Consider the following 16,273-nt stretch of genomic DNA (forward strand, 5'->3'; position numbering starts at 1 on the left):
GTCTAAGGTGTCCTAACGTCATATACAACGTTCGGGGGGCTTTCGCCACACCCACACCATAACAGGGCAATGCTCGCAAGATTTTTCATAAGAGTATATGTTTATAGGAGGTTGAAGATTCGAAAGAAATTTGGAGAAATGCAAATTTTTTAAGTGCAAGAAATTTGATAAATTACTACCAAATATTTTTCGGTAATTATTTAGGAATTTTTACCGGAGGATAAACGGATTATTTTCGTTAAAGTAAAAACTGCAACATTTAGACGTCAAATAATATCTTATTTTAAGGCACATCAAATCATTGCAAACATCAAAATAGATCAAACTTGAAAGTTGAACAGAATATAGCCAGACTAAAATATTTATTGTCATCCTATAAAATGACAATAGAAGACCTGTTGCCTATAATAAGTGAAGGTTTGAAAAAGATGATATCAAAAGAGGATATTTTGTCTGATAATATTGAAGTTGGATATTTGAAGCGTATTGATAAATTCTTTAATAAAGGCATACATTACTATCTTGATCCAAAGTCGCCGGAGATAAGTCGGGATGCGAGCATCTTTTTTCGAAAACAAAAATTTAATACTGACTTAAACATTGGAGCGAAAAAAATAGTAAATCAGTTTGAAGAATTCAAAATTTCCTTATCGGCAATCGCCAAACTAGCTGATATAAAGATAAATCGGTCTTTGCCAATATACAATGTTCATGACAATCCCCGTCAAATAGCGAGAGAAATACGAAATCTTTTACATCTAACATTTAATACTGATAAAAAAGACTTTCTTAAAGCCATTATAAGCAAACTTGCTGAGCAAAACATTTTGGTATTTGAGTTTGTAGAAACGTGGAATAAAAAAGACAAAGCAAACATTGATGGATTTTTTCTTAACCCCAATGTTATTGTTCTCAAAAGACAGCAAACATCTTTTCGAAGAGAAATATTTACCTTAATACATGAACTGGGACACTATTTGCTGAATGAAGAAGAAATAGAGCAAATCGACTATCAAGGTCTGGCCAAAGTAAATCTAAACAAAATTGAAAAGTGGTGTAATGATTTTGCTTACCACTTTTTGATTGGAGATTCAATACAAGAAATGGAATCAATTAGTGTTGCTAATACGTCTAATGATTATCATTTTGAACTGATCAGGAAAATTTCGAGTGACACTCATTTAAGTCAAATCGCCCTTTTTACACGATTGCTGTTCCAGAATAAGATTTCCCAAACTGACTACAATGTCGTAAAAGCTGACTTGGAAGAACAATATCGAAAACGTGATCAGGAAGTAAAAAAGCAAAGGGAGCTAGACAAAGAAAATGGGATTCCATCGGGTGGGTCTACACCGAAACCAATAAATTCCCCATTACTAATCTCTACAATCCAAACAGCATTTTATGAAGGTGTTATCAATGAGCATGAGGTTTGTAAAAGACTGAATATTAAGCCAGATAAGCTTGAAACAGTTCTTCAATGAAAGTAGCAATTGACACAAATTCACTATTGTCATTTGTCCGCTATTACTTACCATTTGACAACCAATCGATCTTATACGATTTTTTCAAAACACGAATTGAGAAGGGTGATATCGTAATTATTGACAAGATATTGGAAGAATGTGAGTACACTTCAAAAGGTGCTGTGCTAGACTCACTTAATTACCTGACCGACAAAGCGTTTCTTAAAAAATGTAGGTTACCTGTAAACACGGAATTCGTTTTAGCACCATCGCCGGCAAAGTTTCTAAGGCAAGTAGATAATCAATTCATAAATGCAGTGATCAGAAGGACGCTAACTGACATTGAATACGAAAACCGAAAAGATGATTTTATGAATTCAGCAGACATGAAACTGATTCTCTACTGTCTCAACTTGAAAAAAGAAAACCCTTTGTAAGAAATTTATCTGGTCACAGAAGAAACTGAGGGGTCTAATGATAATAAGACATTCAAAAAAATACCAGCCATTTACAAACTGTTAGAACTGGAAACGATCACCTTGCCGCAACTTCTGAAAAAGTATGAGCGGATAGGATTACATTTTAAATGAAAGCCTCCCCAACGCCTCCTCAACACTCGCCAAAAAATTAATTTTTCCAACCTTATTACTCTCAAAAATAAAATCCTGAATGCTTTTTGCGGGGTATTTTTCGAAATTTCCGATGATGGCCAGGCGCATTCGGTAGTTTGAGAATTTTTGGAGTATTTCTCCGGCTATGCCTGTTTTTAGGTCAAAGAATGCGGGTGTGAGGTTTTTTTCGTGGAGGATGATGCTGTCAAATCCTTGATAATAGAGGTTGCCCATTAGGTCGAGTCCATCTTCGGCGGTTTCAATGATCAGCTTGTCGGAAGTGACTTCGGCGATCTGGATTTCGTTTTTTGTATGTGATGTAATGGTCATTTTCTTCAATATTTAACACAAATTATTTCCTTAAAGCCAGGTTTTTCTTGATCCGGCTCAGCGTTTCCGGGGCGATACCGAGGTAGGACGCGATCAGGTTTTGGGGGACGCGTTCGATCATTTTTGGGTTTGATTCTGCTAGTTTCACGTATTTTTCTTCGGCCGAATGCGTGATGGAGCTCATTAGCCGGCGTTCTTTGGTGACAATGCTGTTTTGATAAAGGATTCTGAAATAACGGTCCATGATCGGGACGGCGAGCGTTAATGCTTCATAATTTTCCCGCGAGATCAGCAGCAACTCCGAGTCTTCAATGGCATCAATGTTGAATACGGCTGGCTCGCCCGACAAAAAGCTGTTGAAATCCGACAACCACCAACCTTCCCACCCGAAAACGCTCATGTGTTCGTCTCCCTTGTCATCCACATTGTAAGTCCGCAGCAGGCCTTTCGCGATGAAAGTGAGATGCTTGCACACGTCGCCTTCTTGCAATAAATACTGGCGTTTTCTCAGTTTTTTGGGAATAAAAAAGGCCTTGATCGCCTCCTTATCCCCGTCCGAAAGCGAAACCTTTTCCTGAATGTGCTGAAAAAGTACTTCAATCATAGCTAATCACATTTACGCCGGCAAAGATAGGAATGCTTGATTTAGATCAACTGCATTACTTGACGCATGTCAACGCCCATTGCCTGCGGGTGCGGTAATTTTGTAACATTAAATCAAGTATTGAAAAATCCGCAAGCATATGACAAATATCGCATTAGTAGTGGGCGCAACGGGCATCACCGGCAGCAACCTCGCAGAAAAGTTAATTGAAAAAGGGTGGATCACTTATGGCCTTTCCCGTAATCCAAACACAGAAATTGCTGGTCTAAAGCCAATCGCGGCAGACTTGCTCAATCCTGCTGACCTGGCGGCGAAACTGGCAGAAGTGGCGCCTACCCACGTGTTTTTCACAAGCTGGATGCGCAACGATACGGAGGCTGAAAATATCCGCGTCAACAGTGCCATGGTGAGAAATTTATTGGATAGCCTTTCCGCAAAAAAGTCTATTCAGCACGTTGCGCTGGTAACCGGGCTTAAACATTATCTTGGGCCGTTTGAGGCTTATGCACAGGCAGGCACATTGCCTGAAACGCCCGTCCGTGAGGAACATCCCAGGCTCGATCTGGAAAACTTTTACTATGCCCAGGAAGACGAAGTTTATGCTGCCGCCGCGCGCGATGGCTTTACTTGGAGCATTCACAGGCCGCACTCCGTAGTGGGCAAAGCGGTTGGTAATCTCATGAACATGGGCACAACATTGGCTGTTTATGCAAGCATTTGTAAAGAAACTGGCAGGCCATTTCAATTTCCCGGATCAGTCGAGCAGTGGAACGGGTTATCCGACGTCACCGACGCGAAACTGCTGGCGGAACACATGATCTGGGCAGCCACTACAGAAGCCGCGCATAACGAGGCATTCAATGTTGCGAATGGTGACCTTTTCCGTTGGAAATGGCTTTGGAAACAAATAGCAGATTGGTTTGCGATTGAGCCGGCTGGTTTTGATGGACAAATTCGCCCATTGGAGCAGGAAATGGCAAACGACGCGTCGGCCTGGAAGGAGATTGCCACGAAATACAATTTGAAAGAATCCAACATTAACCGGCTGGCTTCCGCCTGGCATACGGATCTCGATCTGGGCCGCCCTTTGGAGGTCATGACCGCCATGTCCAAGAGCCGCAAACTGGGTTTTACGGGTTATCAGGATACGCGCGATTCGTTTTTTGATTTGTTCAAAAGGCTGAGATCGGAGAATTTGATCCCGTAAATTCTGAAATACTTCGTTAAATAAGTGAGGCTCATGATAATGCAATATATTATTTATATTTCGGAACAATCAAATCTTCTAACTCAAAGATGTCCAGCCATGAGAACTAAACTCATTTTGTCGTTTCTGCTTTTAACTTGCTTTGTTGCATTTAGCCGGGAAAAAAATCTTGAAAAACCGAAAAAACAGGACATTACTGTGGATGAAAAAGGCCTGATCAAGATATGTGTTATGTACCCATTTTCCGAAGGTAAAACGTTCAATATGGAGTATTACGAAACGAAGCATATGCCGATGGTGGCGGGTTTTCTGGGGGCAAATCTGGTAAAATACACGATTGAAAAAGGGCTTTCGAGCGGTATTCCCAATCAAGCATTACCGTTTATGGCGATTGGAACATTCTATGTAAAAAGTCTTAGTGAGTACCAAGCGGCAGTGGCTCCAAACCGGGATGCGATCCGCGCAGATTTTGCAAATTATACCAATGTTACGCCTGTGATTTTGGTGAGCGAGGTGGTTAAATAGATCTAAGCAGCCCGTTTTGCAAGGTAATTGAGCCATAAAACCGGGCTTTACCGGTTAGCAGCATACGTATAGCTGGAATTTCGTGTTAGCAAACCAAAATGGCCGGACTGAAACATTTCAGCCCGGCCATTTTTATTATTCCGACAACTATGCAGCGCCGGTCGTTTTATTCCTGAATGAAAGCCAGAATATCCTTATTAATAGTCTCCGCTTCCGTCGTTGGCATTCCGTGAGGAAAACCTGGATATGTGATCAGTTTGCCATTTTTCAAAAGTTCAGCGGCTTTCACGGCTGTGATTTGATAAGGCACAATTTGGTCGTCTTCACCGTGCAGCACCAACACGGGCACGTCAACACTTTTGAGATCTTCGGTAAAATCAGTTTCCGAAAACGCTTTAATGCACTCGTAATGTGCAAGAATGCTTCCTGTCATGCCCTGGCGCCACCAGTTATCGCGAATGCCCTGCTTTGGAACAGCACCTTCGCGATTATAACCGTAAAAAGCTTCTGAAAAATCTTTGAAATATTGCGGTCTTTGCGTGGCCGTCATCTCACGGATTTCATCAAAAACACTCATCGGCACACCGTCCGGATTGTTTTCTGTTTTTACCATAATTGGCGTTACAGCACTCACCAGCACCGCTTTTGCCACTCTTCCATTTCCATGTTTGTTCACATAGCGTATCACTTCACCGCCACCCGTAGAGTGACCAGCGTGAATGGCATCTTTAAGGTCCAGATGCGCAACGAGCTCCGCTACATCGGCAGCGTAAGTTTCCATTTCGTGACCTTCAAAAGTCTGCGAAGAACGTCCGTGTCCACGGCGGTCGTGGGCAATGACGCGAAAGCCTTTTTGGAGGAAAAACATCATTTGATTATCCCAATCGTCGCTGGAAAGCGGCCATCCGTGGTGAAATACGATAGGTTGTCCGGTGCCAAAGTCTTTGTAAAACATTGTGGCGCCATCTCTTAGCTGCAAAGTGCTCATGATTTTGTTTTTTGAGAGTGAAAATCTTGCAACAATAACGCAAGATTCGGGTCACTTTTCAAGCGCCAAGTGTGAATGTTGTGTGAACGTTTCCACGATATTTACTAAAACACCTTACCTTGTGGGGCGGTATAATTACTTGGAAAATGAGCGAGACTAAATTTAATATTGCGGTATTGATCGACGGCGATAATGCGCAGGCGAAGTTTATGAAAGAAATGCTGGAAGAGGTTTCCAAATATGGAAAAGCCACGATCCGGCGGATTTACGGCGACTGGACCACTTCGCACATGAACAGCTGGAAAGATACGGTCAATAACCACTCGATCAGCCCAATACAAAAGTTTTCCTACACAACCGGCAAGAACTCCACCGACAGTTCGCTCATTATTGATGCGATGGATATCCTCCACAGCAAAAGTGTCGACGGGTTTTGCATTGTTTCCAGCGACAGCGATTATACCGGATTGGCTAAAAGGATCCGCGAAGAAGGTTTGTTTGTGATGGGGATCGGCAGAAAAACGACTCCGCTGGCATTCGTGAATTCCTGCGAGATTTTCACTTTTAGCGAAAACCTTATTGCTGAACTGGATACTGCAACCGAAGAGCCTGAAATCAAAAAAGTAGATGTAACACCGCAGGAACAGATTCGGAAAGGCGCCAGAAAGCCGGCCGAAAAGCAGAAATTCCCCAAAATAGATATCAGCGTGATCGATAAAGCTTTCGAAATATCGACCAACGAGGAAGAGGAAGCGCTCATTTCAAAAGTAGGATCCTCCCTCCGAAAAATAGACCCAAGCTTCGACTCCCGAACCTACGGCTTCAAGACTTTGACCCAGCTTCTGAAAAGTCTGTCCAAATATAAGATCGTCAACAACTCCGTAAACGGTTTGAACCACCCCCTGATCAAGCTTAAATAACACTTTAAATTTTAAAAACCACTTGCGTAGGTGAATACTTACATATACATTTGCGTAAGTAAATACTTACATATTATGTCTATTGAAGCAAGAAGGGACGTTTTTCAAGCCATAGCGGATCCTACGCGGCGACAGATTATCAACCTGATCGTACAGAAACCTATGAACCTCAATGCGATCGCTGACAATTTTCAGATCAGCCGTCCTGCCATTTCTCAACATATTAAAATTCTGACAGAGTGCGGAATGGTGGTGGTGAGGCAGGAAGGCCGGGAGCGGTTTTGCGAAGCGAAGCTGGAAAGTCTGAGCGAAGTGGCAACCTGGGTGGATCAGTACAAGCAATTCTGGAATGAAAAACTGGATTCACTGGATAGTTATCTAACTAAAATTCAGTCTAAGAATCCGGAAAACGAATAGTCAAATATAAATCAATCAAACAATCAAAAACATGGAAAAGCAAGCAGACAAAAAAGCGGGTTTGAGAATTGTGCGGGAGTTTAAAGCGCCTAAAACACTGGTTTTCGACGCATTTGCAACGCCGGAAGCATTTGCGGCATGGTGGGGACCAGCGGGCAGCCAATTGTCGGTCGAGCGTTTTGATTTCCGGGCGGGTGGCAGTACGCATTACAAAATGGATGGAAACGGGCACGTGATGTGGGGTTTGTTTCAATACAAAAATATCCAGCGCGCCGACCTGCTCGAATTCATTAATTCTTTCGCCGATGCAGAAGGCAATATCATCACTTCCCCTTTCCCGATGGATTTTCCGCTGGAAATCTTTAACCGGATCACACTGGAAGAAAACGAGGGAGTCACTACGCTAACCATTCAGGGACACCCTATTAATGCAACACCAGCGCAGGAAGAGACCTATTTTTCAATTATGGATGGTATGCAGCAAGGTTTCGCCGGGACGTTTGATCAGCTGGAAGCATATTTGGCAAACGTGCTTGAATAGGATTTTCGTCAGGGTAGTCATTGAAATGAAAAGCCTTTTAGCTAATTTGAAACGCGCTATTCTGTCCTGCTTTCATACAGCTAAACCTTAAAATAAATGATCAAGCCACTTTATCCTTGCCTTTGGTTCGATGGAAATGCCAAAGAGGCCGCGGACTATTATTGTTCGATTTTTAAAAGCTCCAAAATCACGGCTGAAAATCCAATGGTAGTCACATTCGAGCTGAATGGTTTCAAATTTATGGGGCTAAATGGCGGGCCGCAATATCAATTTTCGCCTGCTACTTCCTTTGTGGTTGAATGCGATAAGCAGGAAGAAATCGACTATTACTGGGAAATGTTGGGCGCAGGCGGGGTTTATAACAAATGCGGCTGGCTCGACGATAAGTTTGGTATGTCGTGGCAGGTGGTACCGGCGGTTCTCCCGAAACTGATGTCCGACCCTGACAAAGCGCCGCGGGTAATAGAGGCTTTTATGCAAATGTCGAAGTTTGATATTGCTGCGTTGGAAGGCGCGTGAGGGGCTTCCTACCTTTACCCCTAAATCCCCTGGGAGGGGACTTTCTCTGGTACTTTAACACAAAGGCGTGCTCCCCTTTAGGGGTTTGGAGAAGGTGACCCATATTTAATTTTACCAAATCAAAATTTCAAAATGTTAAAACCGATTCTTGCTACTCTTCTGATACTCTCCACAATTGTCACGAAAGCGCAGATGGTGTCTGATTCTCTGTTGATTGAAAATCGATACCGTGTTTTTGTTCATGATAGATCTGTGAAAGTGAAGCCCGGCGCCAGCCTGGTTTTTGTAATGCACGGCTCGGGTGGTGATCCGATGGGAATGGTGCCGCGGGCGGCGAAGTTGCAGGCGAAAGCCGAAGCCGAAAATCTGGTTTTGGTATATCCTGCTGGCTATAAAAGATATTGGAACGAATGCCGCAAAGCTTCCACGGCCGTCGCGAACAAAGAAAATGTGAATGAAGAAGCTTTTTTCTCGGCAATGATCGATTTCTTTTCCGATAAATATAAGATCAATAAAGCACACGTTTTCGCAACGGGCTTTTCGGGAGGCGGACATATGTCGTACAAACTCGCCCTGACGATGCCTGGTAAAATCAAGGCGATTTCGGCGATCGTCGCCAATATGCCTACGGAAGAGAATATGGATTGCACGCCTATGAACGTGCCGCTGCCGGTTATGATCACCAATGGTACCGCAGACGAAACGAATCCTTACAACGGCGGCGAAGTGAAAACATCCGGCGTAACGCTGGGTACTGTACGCGCGACCGATCAATCATTTCAATATTGGGCAAAACTGGACGGTTATAGCGGAGAACCCACAAAATCAATGCTTCCCGATGCCGATAAAACCAACAATATCACCGTCGAGAAACACACCTACCATCAAAAAGGCAAACCCGAAGTAACCCTGCTCAAAATCATCAACGGAAAGCATGAATTTGTAACAGATTTCGACATGTTTGAAGAAACCTGGGCGTTCTTTAAGCGGCAAATTGGGCGGTGAAACTAGAATTATGAAAAAATCTTATGAGCAGCTTCAATTGCATTAAAAACTAGGCTGGACTTTACAACAGTTAATTCGAATAGATCACGATTCATGTAGGATTCGGCCACGTCGTCAATAGCAGCTGCAATTTCGGAAGATGAAAGTGTGGATTTACCTAAATAGTTTGTCTTAGGATGCAGCGCCGATGAGATGACGAGTTTTTGAGAGGCGATTAGGGAATAATATATCCGGTAACCACCACTTCCATTTAACCGCTTTTTCAAAAAAGGATTGGGAGAATTACCATTCAAGACCGTCGCGGCTCTGAGTTCCGTTGCAGTTTTTGTGAATAGCCAGTCAATAATAGCTTGCTCTAAGTCTGCGTGTGAATTCTTCTTGACCAACTTATCGTAAATTCTCTTAAACTCGTGTGTGCAACAAATTGTCATTTAATCAGGGATAGTTTCTGGTTTGCCAGGAGAAAGGACGGATCATTCGGGTATTCGAAAAAGATCTTTTCGACATCTTCAATCACTTCTCTCAATTCCGCAATACTGCTTTGAAAAAGGGTGAAATACTCTTTCGTCACTTGATCCTTAAAAGCATCACCTATCGCTTCAAGATCGTTGGTAATTGCATTTAGCGAAATGAGCATACCATTTAATTTAGGTAACTCAGCATGAGAAACAGTCCAGGCTGTCATTTTATCCATCAGACTGGTAAGACCTATTGCAGATTTTATCAAAGATTCCAAAATATCAGCAGAGCGGTTTTTGTTCTGAGCGATATCATGGGTGTGGCCATAAAATGTTACCCTAACGTTATATGAGAATAGATCCAAACTTTCGCGGACCTCATCAATGCCTGCTTCATTAAAGTCCATTACCAGTTCCATAGTATTCGCCTTTACTGACCTTTACTTTATTTTCAACCTTAAATCAAATGTAAGTAATCATAACACTAGTAGCAACCGGATTACCTCAATAAACTACCCCGCCGTTCTCTCGCTTCTTTTTCTATTACTAGTAATTCTACAATTCGATAAATTCATATTTTTACAGGAAGAATACCATTGACTATCCTCTCATATCACTAGTTTCCTCGAAATGAACAAAGCTTTACTGCCGCTTATTTTTCTTTTTACATTCTCCACATCGTTTGCTCAATCCCCGAATCAAGTTAAGATTTCTACCCGCGAAGCTGGGATGGATTTGAGGACTAATACGCCCATTTCAGCAAAGGAATATGTGTTTGACCTACCGGTATTCGGTTTTTACCCTACCGCTAGAAATAATTCTATGACGGTTCAGCTCCGCAATAAGAACCCTGAGACTAACGTATGGAAAGGCTCGGGAGAGGTAATGGTGATTGATCCTGAGACGGGGCAGAGCAAGTGGCAACGAAAATTCAAGTATGGGGGCAACTATCTCATGCAGATTGACGATGTTATTTTTGAACAAAGCAGAAAAAAGTTACAGAAGCTCCATTCAGAAACCGGGAAGCCCGTTTGGTGGAGAGAAAGTACAGTTTTCAAAGCATTCCCGGAACTGAATCTGGCGTTGTGCTATAATTTAGAACCAACCGAAAGTGATGTTTTACATGGTATCAACCTGCAAAACGGCCAGTCGCTCTGGCGGCGGACGTTTGCATCAGAATATGGCTGGGAAAATACCAACTGGCTCAACGATTCCACACTCATGATCGTCGCGTCGGGCCTGCATACCCTCAATCCGGCGACCGGTCAGGGTTGGGATATGAACCGGGTTTCGCATTCGAAAAAAACGGATATGGGGAAAGTCGGAATGTTGGTGCTCGGAGGCGTGGCGCTGGGTGCAATGGGCAGTATGCTGGTTCCTTCAGGTACATTGTCGGATATTTTCCTGAACATATCGTCGAATGTTCTGATGGAAGAACAGGTGCTTTATTATGCTGCAAAAAATAAGATCAGCTGCCAAACGCTGGCTGGCGAGCGGCTTTGGGATACGGACCTGAACGAAAAGATTACCAGCAAATCGCATATTTTCAGAAAAGGGAATACCATTTACATGATCAATACCGGCTACGCCATGAAATACGGTCGCCCGGCCGCATTGGGGAAACCCTACGTGGCCGCCTTTGATGCATTCAACGGAAAGCAACTGTTTCACAAAGAGTGGTTTGAACGGAAAAACTATATTTCCGATTTCCTGATCCAGGAAGACCAGATGTACCTGCTATACAAGGATAAAGTCGATATTTACCGGTTTTCAGATGAGGGCCTGACCCAGCGGTTTGCTTCCCGTGTCGATGAGGATTTTAAAATGCGGAGCTTTGTAAGCGATCAGGTATTCATGAAAAAGGACAGTGCATTTGTGCGTTTGAGCTACGACCAGGACCATTTTCACGTCTTTACCGAAAAAAATGAGCTGATCCGGTTTGACAATGATTTTCAAACCTCAGAAAAAGTGGATATCACGACACTTTACAAGAGCTATATTGAAAATGAGGCGTACTTATTCCTGGGCAATACCGATGAAACGATCGTTTTGAACAGAACTGACAGCAAGCCGGTAGCAAAATACAACGCGCCCGTTAACTCAGCAAATTTCGGGTCGAAATTGTATTACTATGGCGAAAACAAAATATCCGAGCTGGATATCAGTGCATTTGTAATCCAAAAGGAATAGGCATAATAAAACTGCTGCTCACAGACTTACCGTCCTTTTCGGCAGGCTTCCATTTTGGCATTGTGGATACTAATCTGACCGCTTCTTCGTCACAGCCGAAGCCTAGCCCTTTCAGGACCTCAATATCTCGGATCTCCCCGCGCGCAGTTACCTCAAAAGCCACGTGTACATTTCCCGAAATACGTGCTCTGCGCGCAGCTTTCGGCATTTTTTGATTTTTTTTAATGTACGCAGCCAAAGCCGACATACCACCCGGAAACTCAGGATCGGTGTCGGGGATAATTTCTTCATTGGGAACCACATATGCTTCTCCCTCCGGATAGTTAGGCAGCAATTTCGGCTCTACCTGATATTCAAGTGGCACTTCGAGCTCACAGCTTAGCGTGTCTGCTGCATCCGACTGCTCGGCGACATTACATTTCAACATGGCCAATACGGTCCATGAGCAGATAAATGTAGTCCCGATAAGTACTAAAATCTTCATAATTAATTATTTAATTTTATATATAATAAAACTATATATAAGCTTTTAGGATTAAAAGTATAATCCATTTTTATTTACTTATTCCTGGAAGTTTTACAGGAATAAAAAGAATTGAAGAATAGTCCTGATTCGCATTTTTAGATTAAATTTGATAACAAAGACAATTTTTAAAGAACCCTCATATATAGATATTTCTACTAATGATTAGAATAGCCTTGGTGACTGCCTGGCTCACGCTTTTGTTATCCGTAGTTGGGGCTTTGTTTTGGTACAATGATTGGGTGTATCAGCTACCTACTCCTGTTCCGCGAAATTATGTTTCGGTTGCAACCGGGACCAGGATCAATCTGGGTCAGGATATAAACGTGAGCGAAAAACCGGTTCTGCTTCATTTTTACAATCCCGAATGCCCGTGTTCCCGGTTCAATAAATCGCATTTTCAATCCCTGGTCCGCTCCTACGGTGACAAGGTCCAGTTTACGGTCGTGGTGCTCTCCGATAAAAAATATTCAGTTGAACAAATCCAGGACAAGATCGGACTGGATATTCCGGTCAGTTTTGACCAGTCGCTGGCAACGCGTTGCGGTGTATATTCCACTCCGCAGGCCGCGCTGATCGATCAGGAACAGCAATTATATTACCGCGGAAATTACAACGCCAGCCGCTATTGTACGGATGAAAAAACTGCCTATGCAAAGATCGCGCTGGACGGGCTGCTGAAAAGCGAGTCGCTGCCCACACTTGGCACACAAGCACTTACGTCCTACGGTTGCTCGATGCCGATCTGCAAAAATTAAACTCCTGCCAAATGATATTGGAAAACAAGAGTACTTTGCCCGACCTGCCGGTTGGCAACTTTCTCTCCGGGATCAAAGAAAGATCCGACCATCTGATGAATTTCTTTTTACCCGGCTATTTCGTGATCGGGCTGCTGCTGGCCGTTTTTTACGATACCTGGCTGATCGCTATCGGTGTGGGCGGGATTTTATTAATAGCTTACTATTCCATCAAACTGGCATTGCCGAAATCGGATCTGTACCAATATGTGCTGAGTGCGATTTTAGGGATTTATATGGCCCAGTTCATCTACCAGATGCACGGACTTTTTGAGATGCACTTCTTTGCATTCATCGGCAGCGCGGTACTGATCACCTATCAGAAATGGAAGTTACAAATACCGGTTATGCTCGTTGTGCTGCTGCATCACGCCATTTTCGGCTATTTACAAAATACCGGACTGACCGAAATCTATTTTACCAGACTTACCTATTTTGATCTGCTTACGTTTACAATTCACATTTTGCTCGCTGCGGCAATTTTTTTTATATGCGGTTTGTGGGCTTATATGCTGAACCAATTCTACCAAATGCATATTAAGCAAACCATGCAACTGGCTGAGCTTCAAAAGGAAGCGCAACTTTCGCTGGTGCGTAAGCAGAACGAAGAAATCCAAAAAAGAGCGAATGACAGGCTGCGCATCAGCAATGCGAAACTGGAAAAAGCGCGCCAGGAAGCCGACAAAGCCAATCAGGCAAAAAGTGTATTCCTGGCTACGATGAGCCATGAAATACGTACACCTATGAATGGCGTGATTGGAATGGCGGCTTTGTTGCAGGAAACGCAATTGACTGAGGAACAGCGCCAATTTACCGAAACCATCGCTAACTGCGGGGATACGCTGATCAATGTGATCAACGATATTCTTGACTTTTCCAAAATAGAATCGGGCAGCCTGGAACTGGAAGCTGAGGATTTTAATCTCCGCCAGAACATTGAGGATGTACTGGATATTTTCGGTGGAAAAGCGGCCAAGCTCGGCCTGGACCTGGTGTACCAGATCGACGAGCACATTCCGGCCCAGGTCGTCGGAGATCAGCTTCGCTTGCGTCAGATCCTGATCAACCTTGTGGGCAATGCGATGAAATTTACCGAAGAGGGTGAGGTTTGCGTATATGTGACTCAGGAAGAAAATTATGCGGACGGAAGTCTGAAATTGCGGTTTGACATTCGCGATACAGGAATCGGGATTTCAGAGGATAAAATGAACAGGCTTTTCAAAGCCTTCTCCCAGGTGGATTCTTCAACTACCCGCAAATACGGCGGTACTGGCCTTGGGCTGGCTATTTCCGAAAAACTGGTAAAGCTGATGGGCGGCGAAATCACAGTTTCCAGCGAGATAGACCAGGGTTCCACATTCTCATTTACGGTAAAAACCACCAAAGGCACCAAGGAGCTTCCCGCCTTCGAAAACCAGGATATGGACGAACACCGGGGCAAGAAGATCCTGCTGGTGGACGACAATGCAACCAACCTGGCTATTTTGAAACGTCAAATGGAAAACTGGAAATTGGTACCTGTTCTTGCAGCCTCAGGTGCAGAAGCGCTGGAAATCCTGTTCAGTGACCAGGAAATCGATATGGTGATCACGGATATGCAGATGCCCGTGATGGACGGAGTGACTTTGGCGGCAAATATCCGTCGCTACACGCCCGAAACGCCTATTATACTACTTAGTTCAATTGGCGAAGAATTGAAGGACAGGCACCGGCAGCTATTTTCTTCGGTACTATCCAAGCCGATCCGCCAGCATATCCTGAGTACGCACCTGATGAGTGCATTACAAAAGAAATTTCTTCAAAAAACCGAGCACGCGACGCAAAACCGCCTTTCTACCGACTTTTCAAAACGATACCCGGTACAAATGCTGGTAGCCGAAGATAACAAGATCAATCAGCACGTAATTGTCAGGATCCTGCAAAAGCTGGGTTACGAACCCGACGTCGCCAAAGACGGACAGGAAGCAGTACAGGCATCAAACCTGAAAAATTACGGCCTGATCCTCATGGATATGCAAATGCCGGTTATGGATGGAATCGAAGCGACGCACCTGATTCGCAGGACCGTTTTGCACCAGCCTGTTATTGTGGCGTTAACAGCCAACGCACTCGAAGGCACCCAACAGGAATGCCTCGATGCCGGAATGGACGATTACCTCAGTAAGCCGATCAAACTGGAAGAACTAATGGCCAAGATCCGGAAGTGGCACTTGAAAGCTGAGACCTATATTTGATTTAATCCAAAATTTTTAAATAAAAACTTGCGCAACCATATTGTTGCGCTTATATTTGCAACCATAACATTGCATATATGCCGAAGGAGATCCGAAGAGATGTATTTCAGGCTATTGCCGATCCGACCCGGCGAGCTATACTGAGCTTAATCGCGTTACAAGCCATGACGCCCAATGCACTGGCCGAGCATTTCGATACGAGCAGGCAGGCGGTTTCCAAACATATCAAGATATTGACGGAGTGTCAGCTGGTACGACAGGAGCTTTCCGGAAGGGAAATTTTTTATCATTTCAATGCAAAGCAAATGAAGGAAGTGGATCAGTGGCTCGAACAGTTCAAAAAGCTTTGGGAAGATCGTTTTAATCAGCTAGATCAAGTATTAATTAACTTAAAAGCAGACGATTATGAAAAGTAATGTTGTAATGAATTTCAATGTCGACAAGGAGAATAAGAAGATCAAGGTAGAAAGGGAGTTTGATGCACCAGTGACCAAAGTGTGGGCTGCATGGACAGAAAAAGAACTTCTTGACCAGTGGTGGGCTCCAAAACCCTGGAAAGCCCGGACCAAAACGATGGATTTCAGAGAAGGCGGGCACTGGCTGTACGCGATGGTAGGGCCGGAAGGTGAAGAACACTGGGCGCGCGTGGATTACAAATCGATTGCTCCGCTCAGATCCTTTACCGCAGCTGACGCATTTTGCGATGAAAACGGTAATATCAATGATTCCATGCCCGGATCGGACTGGGAGAATACATTTAAAGAAGAATCAAGCAAGACACTGGTGTTCATTGAGATAACTTTCAAAGAACTGAAAGATCTTGAACAAACCCTGGAAATGGGCTTCAAAGAAGGTTTCGAAATGGGCCTTTCCAATCTGGACGAATTACTGGCTTCACAGGAATAGCCGCATTATAATTATATAAAAAACTGCTTCAA

At 43.7% G+C, this 16,273-nt stretch carries 20 protein-coding genes; 14 read left to right on the forward strand and 6 right to left on the reverse strand.

What is annotated here, in order from left to right; genetic code table 11:
* Positions 1 to 326: 326 nt before the first annotated feature.
* Positions 327 to 1,484 carry an ImmA/IrrE family metallo-endopeptidase gene (locus tag KOD92_RS04060; RefSeq protein ID WP_215232223.1) on the forward strand — a complete coding sequence of 386 codons (1,158 nt, stop codon included), beginning with the start codon at positions 327 to 329 and terminating at the stop codon, positions 1,482 to 1,484.
* Positions 1,481 to 1,903, forward strand: coding sequence for a DUF4411 family protein (locus tag KOD92_RS04065; protein WP_215232224.1), 423 nt, complete (start codon positions 1,481 to 1,483; stop codon positions 1,901 to 1,903). The genes KOD92_RS04060 and KOD92_RS04065 overlap by 4 nt, the downstream gene beginning before the upstream one ends.
* A gap of 138 nt (positions 1,904 to 2,041) precedes the next feature.
* Here the strand turns inward: KOD92_RS04065 and KOD92_RS04070 are convergent, their stop codons facing one another.
* Positions 2,042 to 2,407 (reverse strand): DUF4180 domain-containing protein, encoded by a 366-nt coding sequence (locus KOD92_RS04070; RefSeq protein ID WP_215232225.1) that lies wholly within the window; start codon positions 2,405 to 2,407, stop codon positions 2,042 to 2,044.
* 22 nt (positions 2,408 to 2,429) lie between these two features.
* A complete protein-coding gene (locus KOD92_RS04075) occupies positions 2,430 to 3,011 on the reverse strand; it encodes a Crp/Fnr family transcriptional regulator (RefSeq protein ID WP_215232226.1) in 582 nt (193 codons plus the stop codon).
* Between the two features lie 139 nt (positions 3,012 to 3,150).
* Here KOD92_RS04075 and KOD92_RS04080 point away from each other — a divergent pair, with 139 nt between their 5' ends.
* Together KOD92_RS04080 and KOD92_RS04085 are read left to right on the forward strand one after the other, a co-directional pair.
* The gene (locus KOD92_RS04080; RefSeq protein WP_215232227.1) at positions 3,151 to 4,218 is read left to right on the forward strand and encodes an SDR family oxidoreductase; all 1,068 of its coding nucleotides are present in this window, start codon (positions 3,151 to 3,153) and stop codon (positions 4,216 to 4,218) included.
* 99 nt (positions 4,219 to 4,317) lie between these two features.
* Positions 4,318 to 4,743: an EthD family reductase gene (locus KOD92_RS04085; RefSeq protein ID WP_215232228.1), complete on the forward strand. Its 426-nt coding sequence runs from the start codon at positions 4,318 to 4,320 to the stop codon at positions 4,741 to 4,743.
* A 166-nt stretch (positions 4,744 to 4,909) separates the two neighbouring features.
* Here KOD92_RS04085 and KOD92_RS04090 read toward each other — a convergent pair whose 3' ends face one another.
* Positions 4,910 to 5,731 (reverse strand): alpha/beta fold hydrolase, encoded by an 822-nt coding sequence (locus KOD92_RS04090; protein WP_215232229.1) that lies wholly within the window; start codon positions 5,729 to 5,731, stop codon positions 4,910 to 4,912.
* A 146-nt stretch (positions 5,732 to 5,877) separates the two neighbouring features.
* Here KOD92_RS04090 and KOD92_RS04095 point away from each other — a divergent pair, with 146 nt between their 5' ends.
* From KOD92_RS04095 to KOD92_RS04115, 5 genes are all read left to right on the forward strand, one after another.
* Positions 5,878 to 6,651 carry an NYN domain-containing protein gene (locus tag KOD92_RS04095; RefSeq protein WP_215232230.1) on the forward strand — a complete coding sequence of 258 codons (774 nt, stop codon included), beginning with the start codon at positions 5,878 to 5,880 and terminating at the stop codon, positions 6,649 to 6,651.
* Between the two features lie 75 nt (positions 6,652 to 6,726).
* Positions 6,727 to 7,068 carry an ArsR/SmtB family transcription factor gene (locus KOD92_RS04100; RefSeq protein WP_215232231.1) on the forward strand — a complete coding sequence of 114 codons (342 nt, stop codon included), beginning with the start codon at positions 6,727 to 6,729 and terminating at the stop codon, positions 7,066 to 7,068.
* Between the two features lie 31 nt (positions 7,069 to 7,099).
* Positions 7,100 to 7,609, forward strand: coding sequence for an SRPBCC family protein (locus tag KOD92_RS04105; RefSeq protein ID WP_215232232.1), 510 nt, complete (start codon positions 7,100 to 7,102; stop codon positions 7,607 to 7,609).
* A 96-nt stretch (positions 7,610 to 7,705) separates the two neighbouring features.
* A complete protein-coding gene (locus KOD92_RS04110) occupies positions 7,706 to 8,128 on the forward strand; it encodes a VOC family protein (RefSeq protein ID WP_215232233.1) in 423 nt (140 codons plus the stop codon).
* Between the two features lie 132 nt (positions 8,129 to 8,260).
* Positions 8,261 to 9,133 carry an alpha/beta hydrolase family esterase gene (locus tag KOD92_RS04115; RefSeq protein ID WP_215232234.1) on the forward strand — a complete coding sequence of 291 codons (873 nt, stop codon included), beginning with the start codon at positions 8,261 to 8,263 and terminating at the stop codon, positions 9,131 to 9,133.
* 8 nt (positions 9,134 to 9,141) lie between these two features.
* On the opposite strand, the gene KOD92_RS04120 is transcribed toward KOD92_RS04115, so the two are convergent.
* Positions 9,142 to 9,519, reverse strand: a complete 378-nt coding sequence (locus tag KOD92_RS04120) for a hypothetical protein (RefSeq protein WP_215232235.1) — start codon at positions 9,517 to 9,519, stop codon at positions 9,142 to 9,144.
* A gap of 41 nt (positions 9,520 to 9,560) precedes the next feature.
* Positions 9,561 to 10,010 carry a hypothetical protein gene (locus KOD92_RS04125; protein WP_215232236.1) on the reverse strand — a complete coding sequence of 150 codons (450 nt, stop codon included), beginning with the start codon at positions 10,008 to 10,010 and terminating at the stop codon, positions 9,561 to 9,563.
* Positions 10,011 to 10,221: 211 nt separating this feature from the next.
* Here KOD92_RS04125 and KOD92_RS04130 point away from each other — a divergent pair, with 211 nt between their 5' ends.
* Positions 10,222 to 11,781: an outer membrane protein assembly factor BamB family protein gene (locus KOD92_RS04130; protein WP_215232237.1), complete on the forward strand. Its 1,560-nt coding sequence runs from the start codon at positions 10,222 to 10,224 to the stop codon at positions 11,779 to 11,781.
* Here the strand turns inward: KOD92_RS04130 and KOD92_RS04135 are convergent.
* Positions 11,753 to 12,265, reverse strand: coding sequence for an energy transducer TonB (locus KOD92_RS04135; protein WP_215232238.1), 513 nt, complete (start codon positions 12,263 to 12,265; stop codon positions 11,753 to 11,755). The genes KOD92_RS04130 and KOD92_RS04135 overlap by 29 nt on opposite strands.
* Before the next feature lie 200 nt (positions 12,266 to 12,465).
* Here KOD92_RS04135 and KOD92_RS04140 point away from each other — a divergent pair, with 200 nt between their 5' ends.
* The 4 genes from KOD92_RS04140 to KOD92_RS04155 all read left to right on the forward strand — a co-directional run bounded on the left by KOD92_RS04140 (position 12,466) and on the right by KOD92_RS04155 (position 16,241).
* The gene (locus KOD92_RS04140) at positions 12,466 to 13,062 is read left to right on the forward strand and encodes a DUF6436 domain-containing protein (protein WP_215232239.1); all 597 of its coding nucleotides are present in this window, start codon (positions 12,466 to 12,468) and stop codon (positions 13,060 to 13,062) included.
* Positions 13,063 to 13,073: 11 nt separating this feature from the next.
* Positions 13,074 to 15,335, forward strand: a complete 2,262-nt coding sequence (locus KOD92_RS04145; protein ID WP_215232240.1) for a response regulator — start codon at positions 13,074 to 13,076, stop codon at positions 15,333 to 15,335.
* An 89-nt stretch (positions 15,336 to 15,424) separates the two neighbouring features.
* Positions 15,425 to 15,751, forward strand: a complete 327-nt coding sequence (locus tag KOD92_RS04150) for an ArsR/SmtB family transcription factor (RefSeq protein WP_215232636.1) — start codon at positions 15,425 to 15,427, stop codon at positions 15,749 to 15,751.
* The gene (locus tag KOD92_RS04155) at positions 15,741 to 16,241 is read left to right on the forward strand and encodes an SRPBCC family protein (RefSeq protein WP_215232241.1); all 501 of its coding nucleotides are present in this window, start codon (positions 15,741 to 15,743) and stop codon (positions 16,239 to 16,241) included. Before KOD92_RS04150 ends, KOD92_RS04155 begins: the two co-directional genes overlap by 11 nt.
* The last annotated feature ends 32 nt before the right edge of the window (positions 16,242 to 16,273 follow it).

This window comes from Dyadobacter linearis (assembly GCF_907165045.1).
GTDB classification, from domain to species: Bacteria; Bacteroidota; Bacteroidia; order Cytophagales; family Spirosomataceae; genus Dyadobacter; species Dyadobacter linearis.

Coding starts and splice junctions, on each gene's coding strand:
- KOD92_RS04065 (WP_215232224.1), top strand. CDS start 1,481: ATGAAAGTAGCAATTGACACAAATTCACTATTGTCATTTGTCCGCTAT.
- KOD92_RS04070 (WP_215232225.1), bottom strand. CDS start 2,407: ATGACCATTACATCACATACAAAAAACGAAATCCAGATCGCCGAAGTC.
- KOD92_RS04075 (WP_215232226.1), bottom strand. CDS start 3,011: ATGATTGAAGTACTTTTTCAGCACATTCAGGAAAAGGTTTCGCTTTCG.
- KOD92_RS04080 (WP_215232227.1), top strand. CDS start 3,151: ATGACAAATATCGCATTAGTAGTGGGCGCAACGGGCATCACCGGCAGC.
- KOD92_RS04085 (WP_215232228.1), top strand. CDS start 4,318: ATGAGAACTAAACTCATTTTGTCGTTTCTGCTTTTAACTTGCTTTGTT.
- KOD92_RS04090 (WP_215232229.1), bottom strand. CDS start 5,731: ATGAGCACTTTGCAGCTAAGAGATGGCGCCACAATGTTTTACAAAGAC.
- KOD92_RS04095 (WP_215232230.1), top strand. CDS start 5,878: ATGAGCGAGACTAAATTTAATATTGCGGTATTGATCGACGGCGATAAT.
- KOD92_RS04100 (WP_215232231.1), top strand. CDS start 6,727: ATGTCTATTGAAGCAAGAAGGGACGTTTTTCAAGCCATAGCGGATCCT.
- KOD92_RS04105 (WP_215232232.1), top strand. CDS start 7,100: ATGGAAAAGCAAGCAGACAAAAAAGCGGGTTTGAGAATTGTGCGGGAG.
- KOD92_RS04110 (WP_215232233.1), top strand. CDS start 7,706: ATGATCAAGCCACTTTATCCTTGCCTTTGGTTCGATGGAAATGCCAAA.
- KOD92_RS04115 (WP_215232234.1), top strand. CDS start 8,261: ATGTTAAAACCGATTCTTGCTACTCTTCTGATACTCTCCACAATTGTC.
- KOD92_RS04125 (WP_215232236.1), bottom strand. CDS start 10,010: ATGGAACTGGTAATGGACTTTAATGAAGCAGGCATTGATGAGGTCCGC.
- KOD92_RS04130 (WP_215232237.1), top strand. CDS start 10,222: ATGAACAAAGCTTTACTGCCGCTTATTTTTCTTTTTACATTCTCCACA.
- KOD92_RS04135 (WP_215232238.1), bottom strand. CDS start 12,265: ATGAAGATTTTAGTACTTATCGGGACTACATTTATCTGCTCATGGACC.
- KOD92_RS04140 (WP_215232239.1), top strand. CDS start 12,466: ATGATTAGAATAGCCTTGGTGACTGCCTGGCTCACGCTTTTGTTATCC.
- KOD92_RS04145 (WP_215232240.1), top strand. CDS start 13,074: ATGATATTGGAAAACAAGAGTACTTTGCCCGACCTGCCGGTTGGCAAC.
- KOD92_RS04155 (WP_215232241.1), top strand. CDS start 15,741: ATGAAAAGTAATGTTGTAATGAATTTCAATGTCGACAAGGAGAATAAG.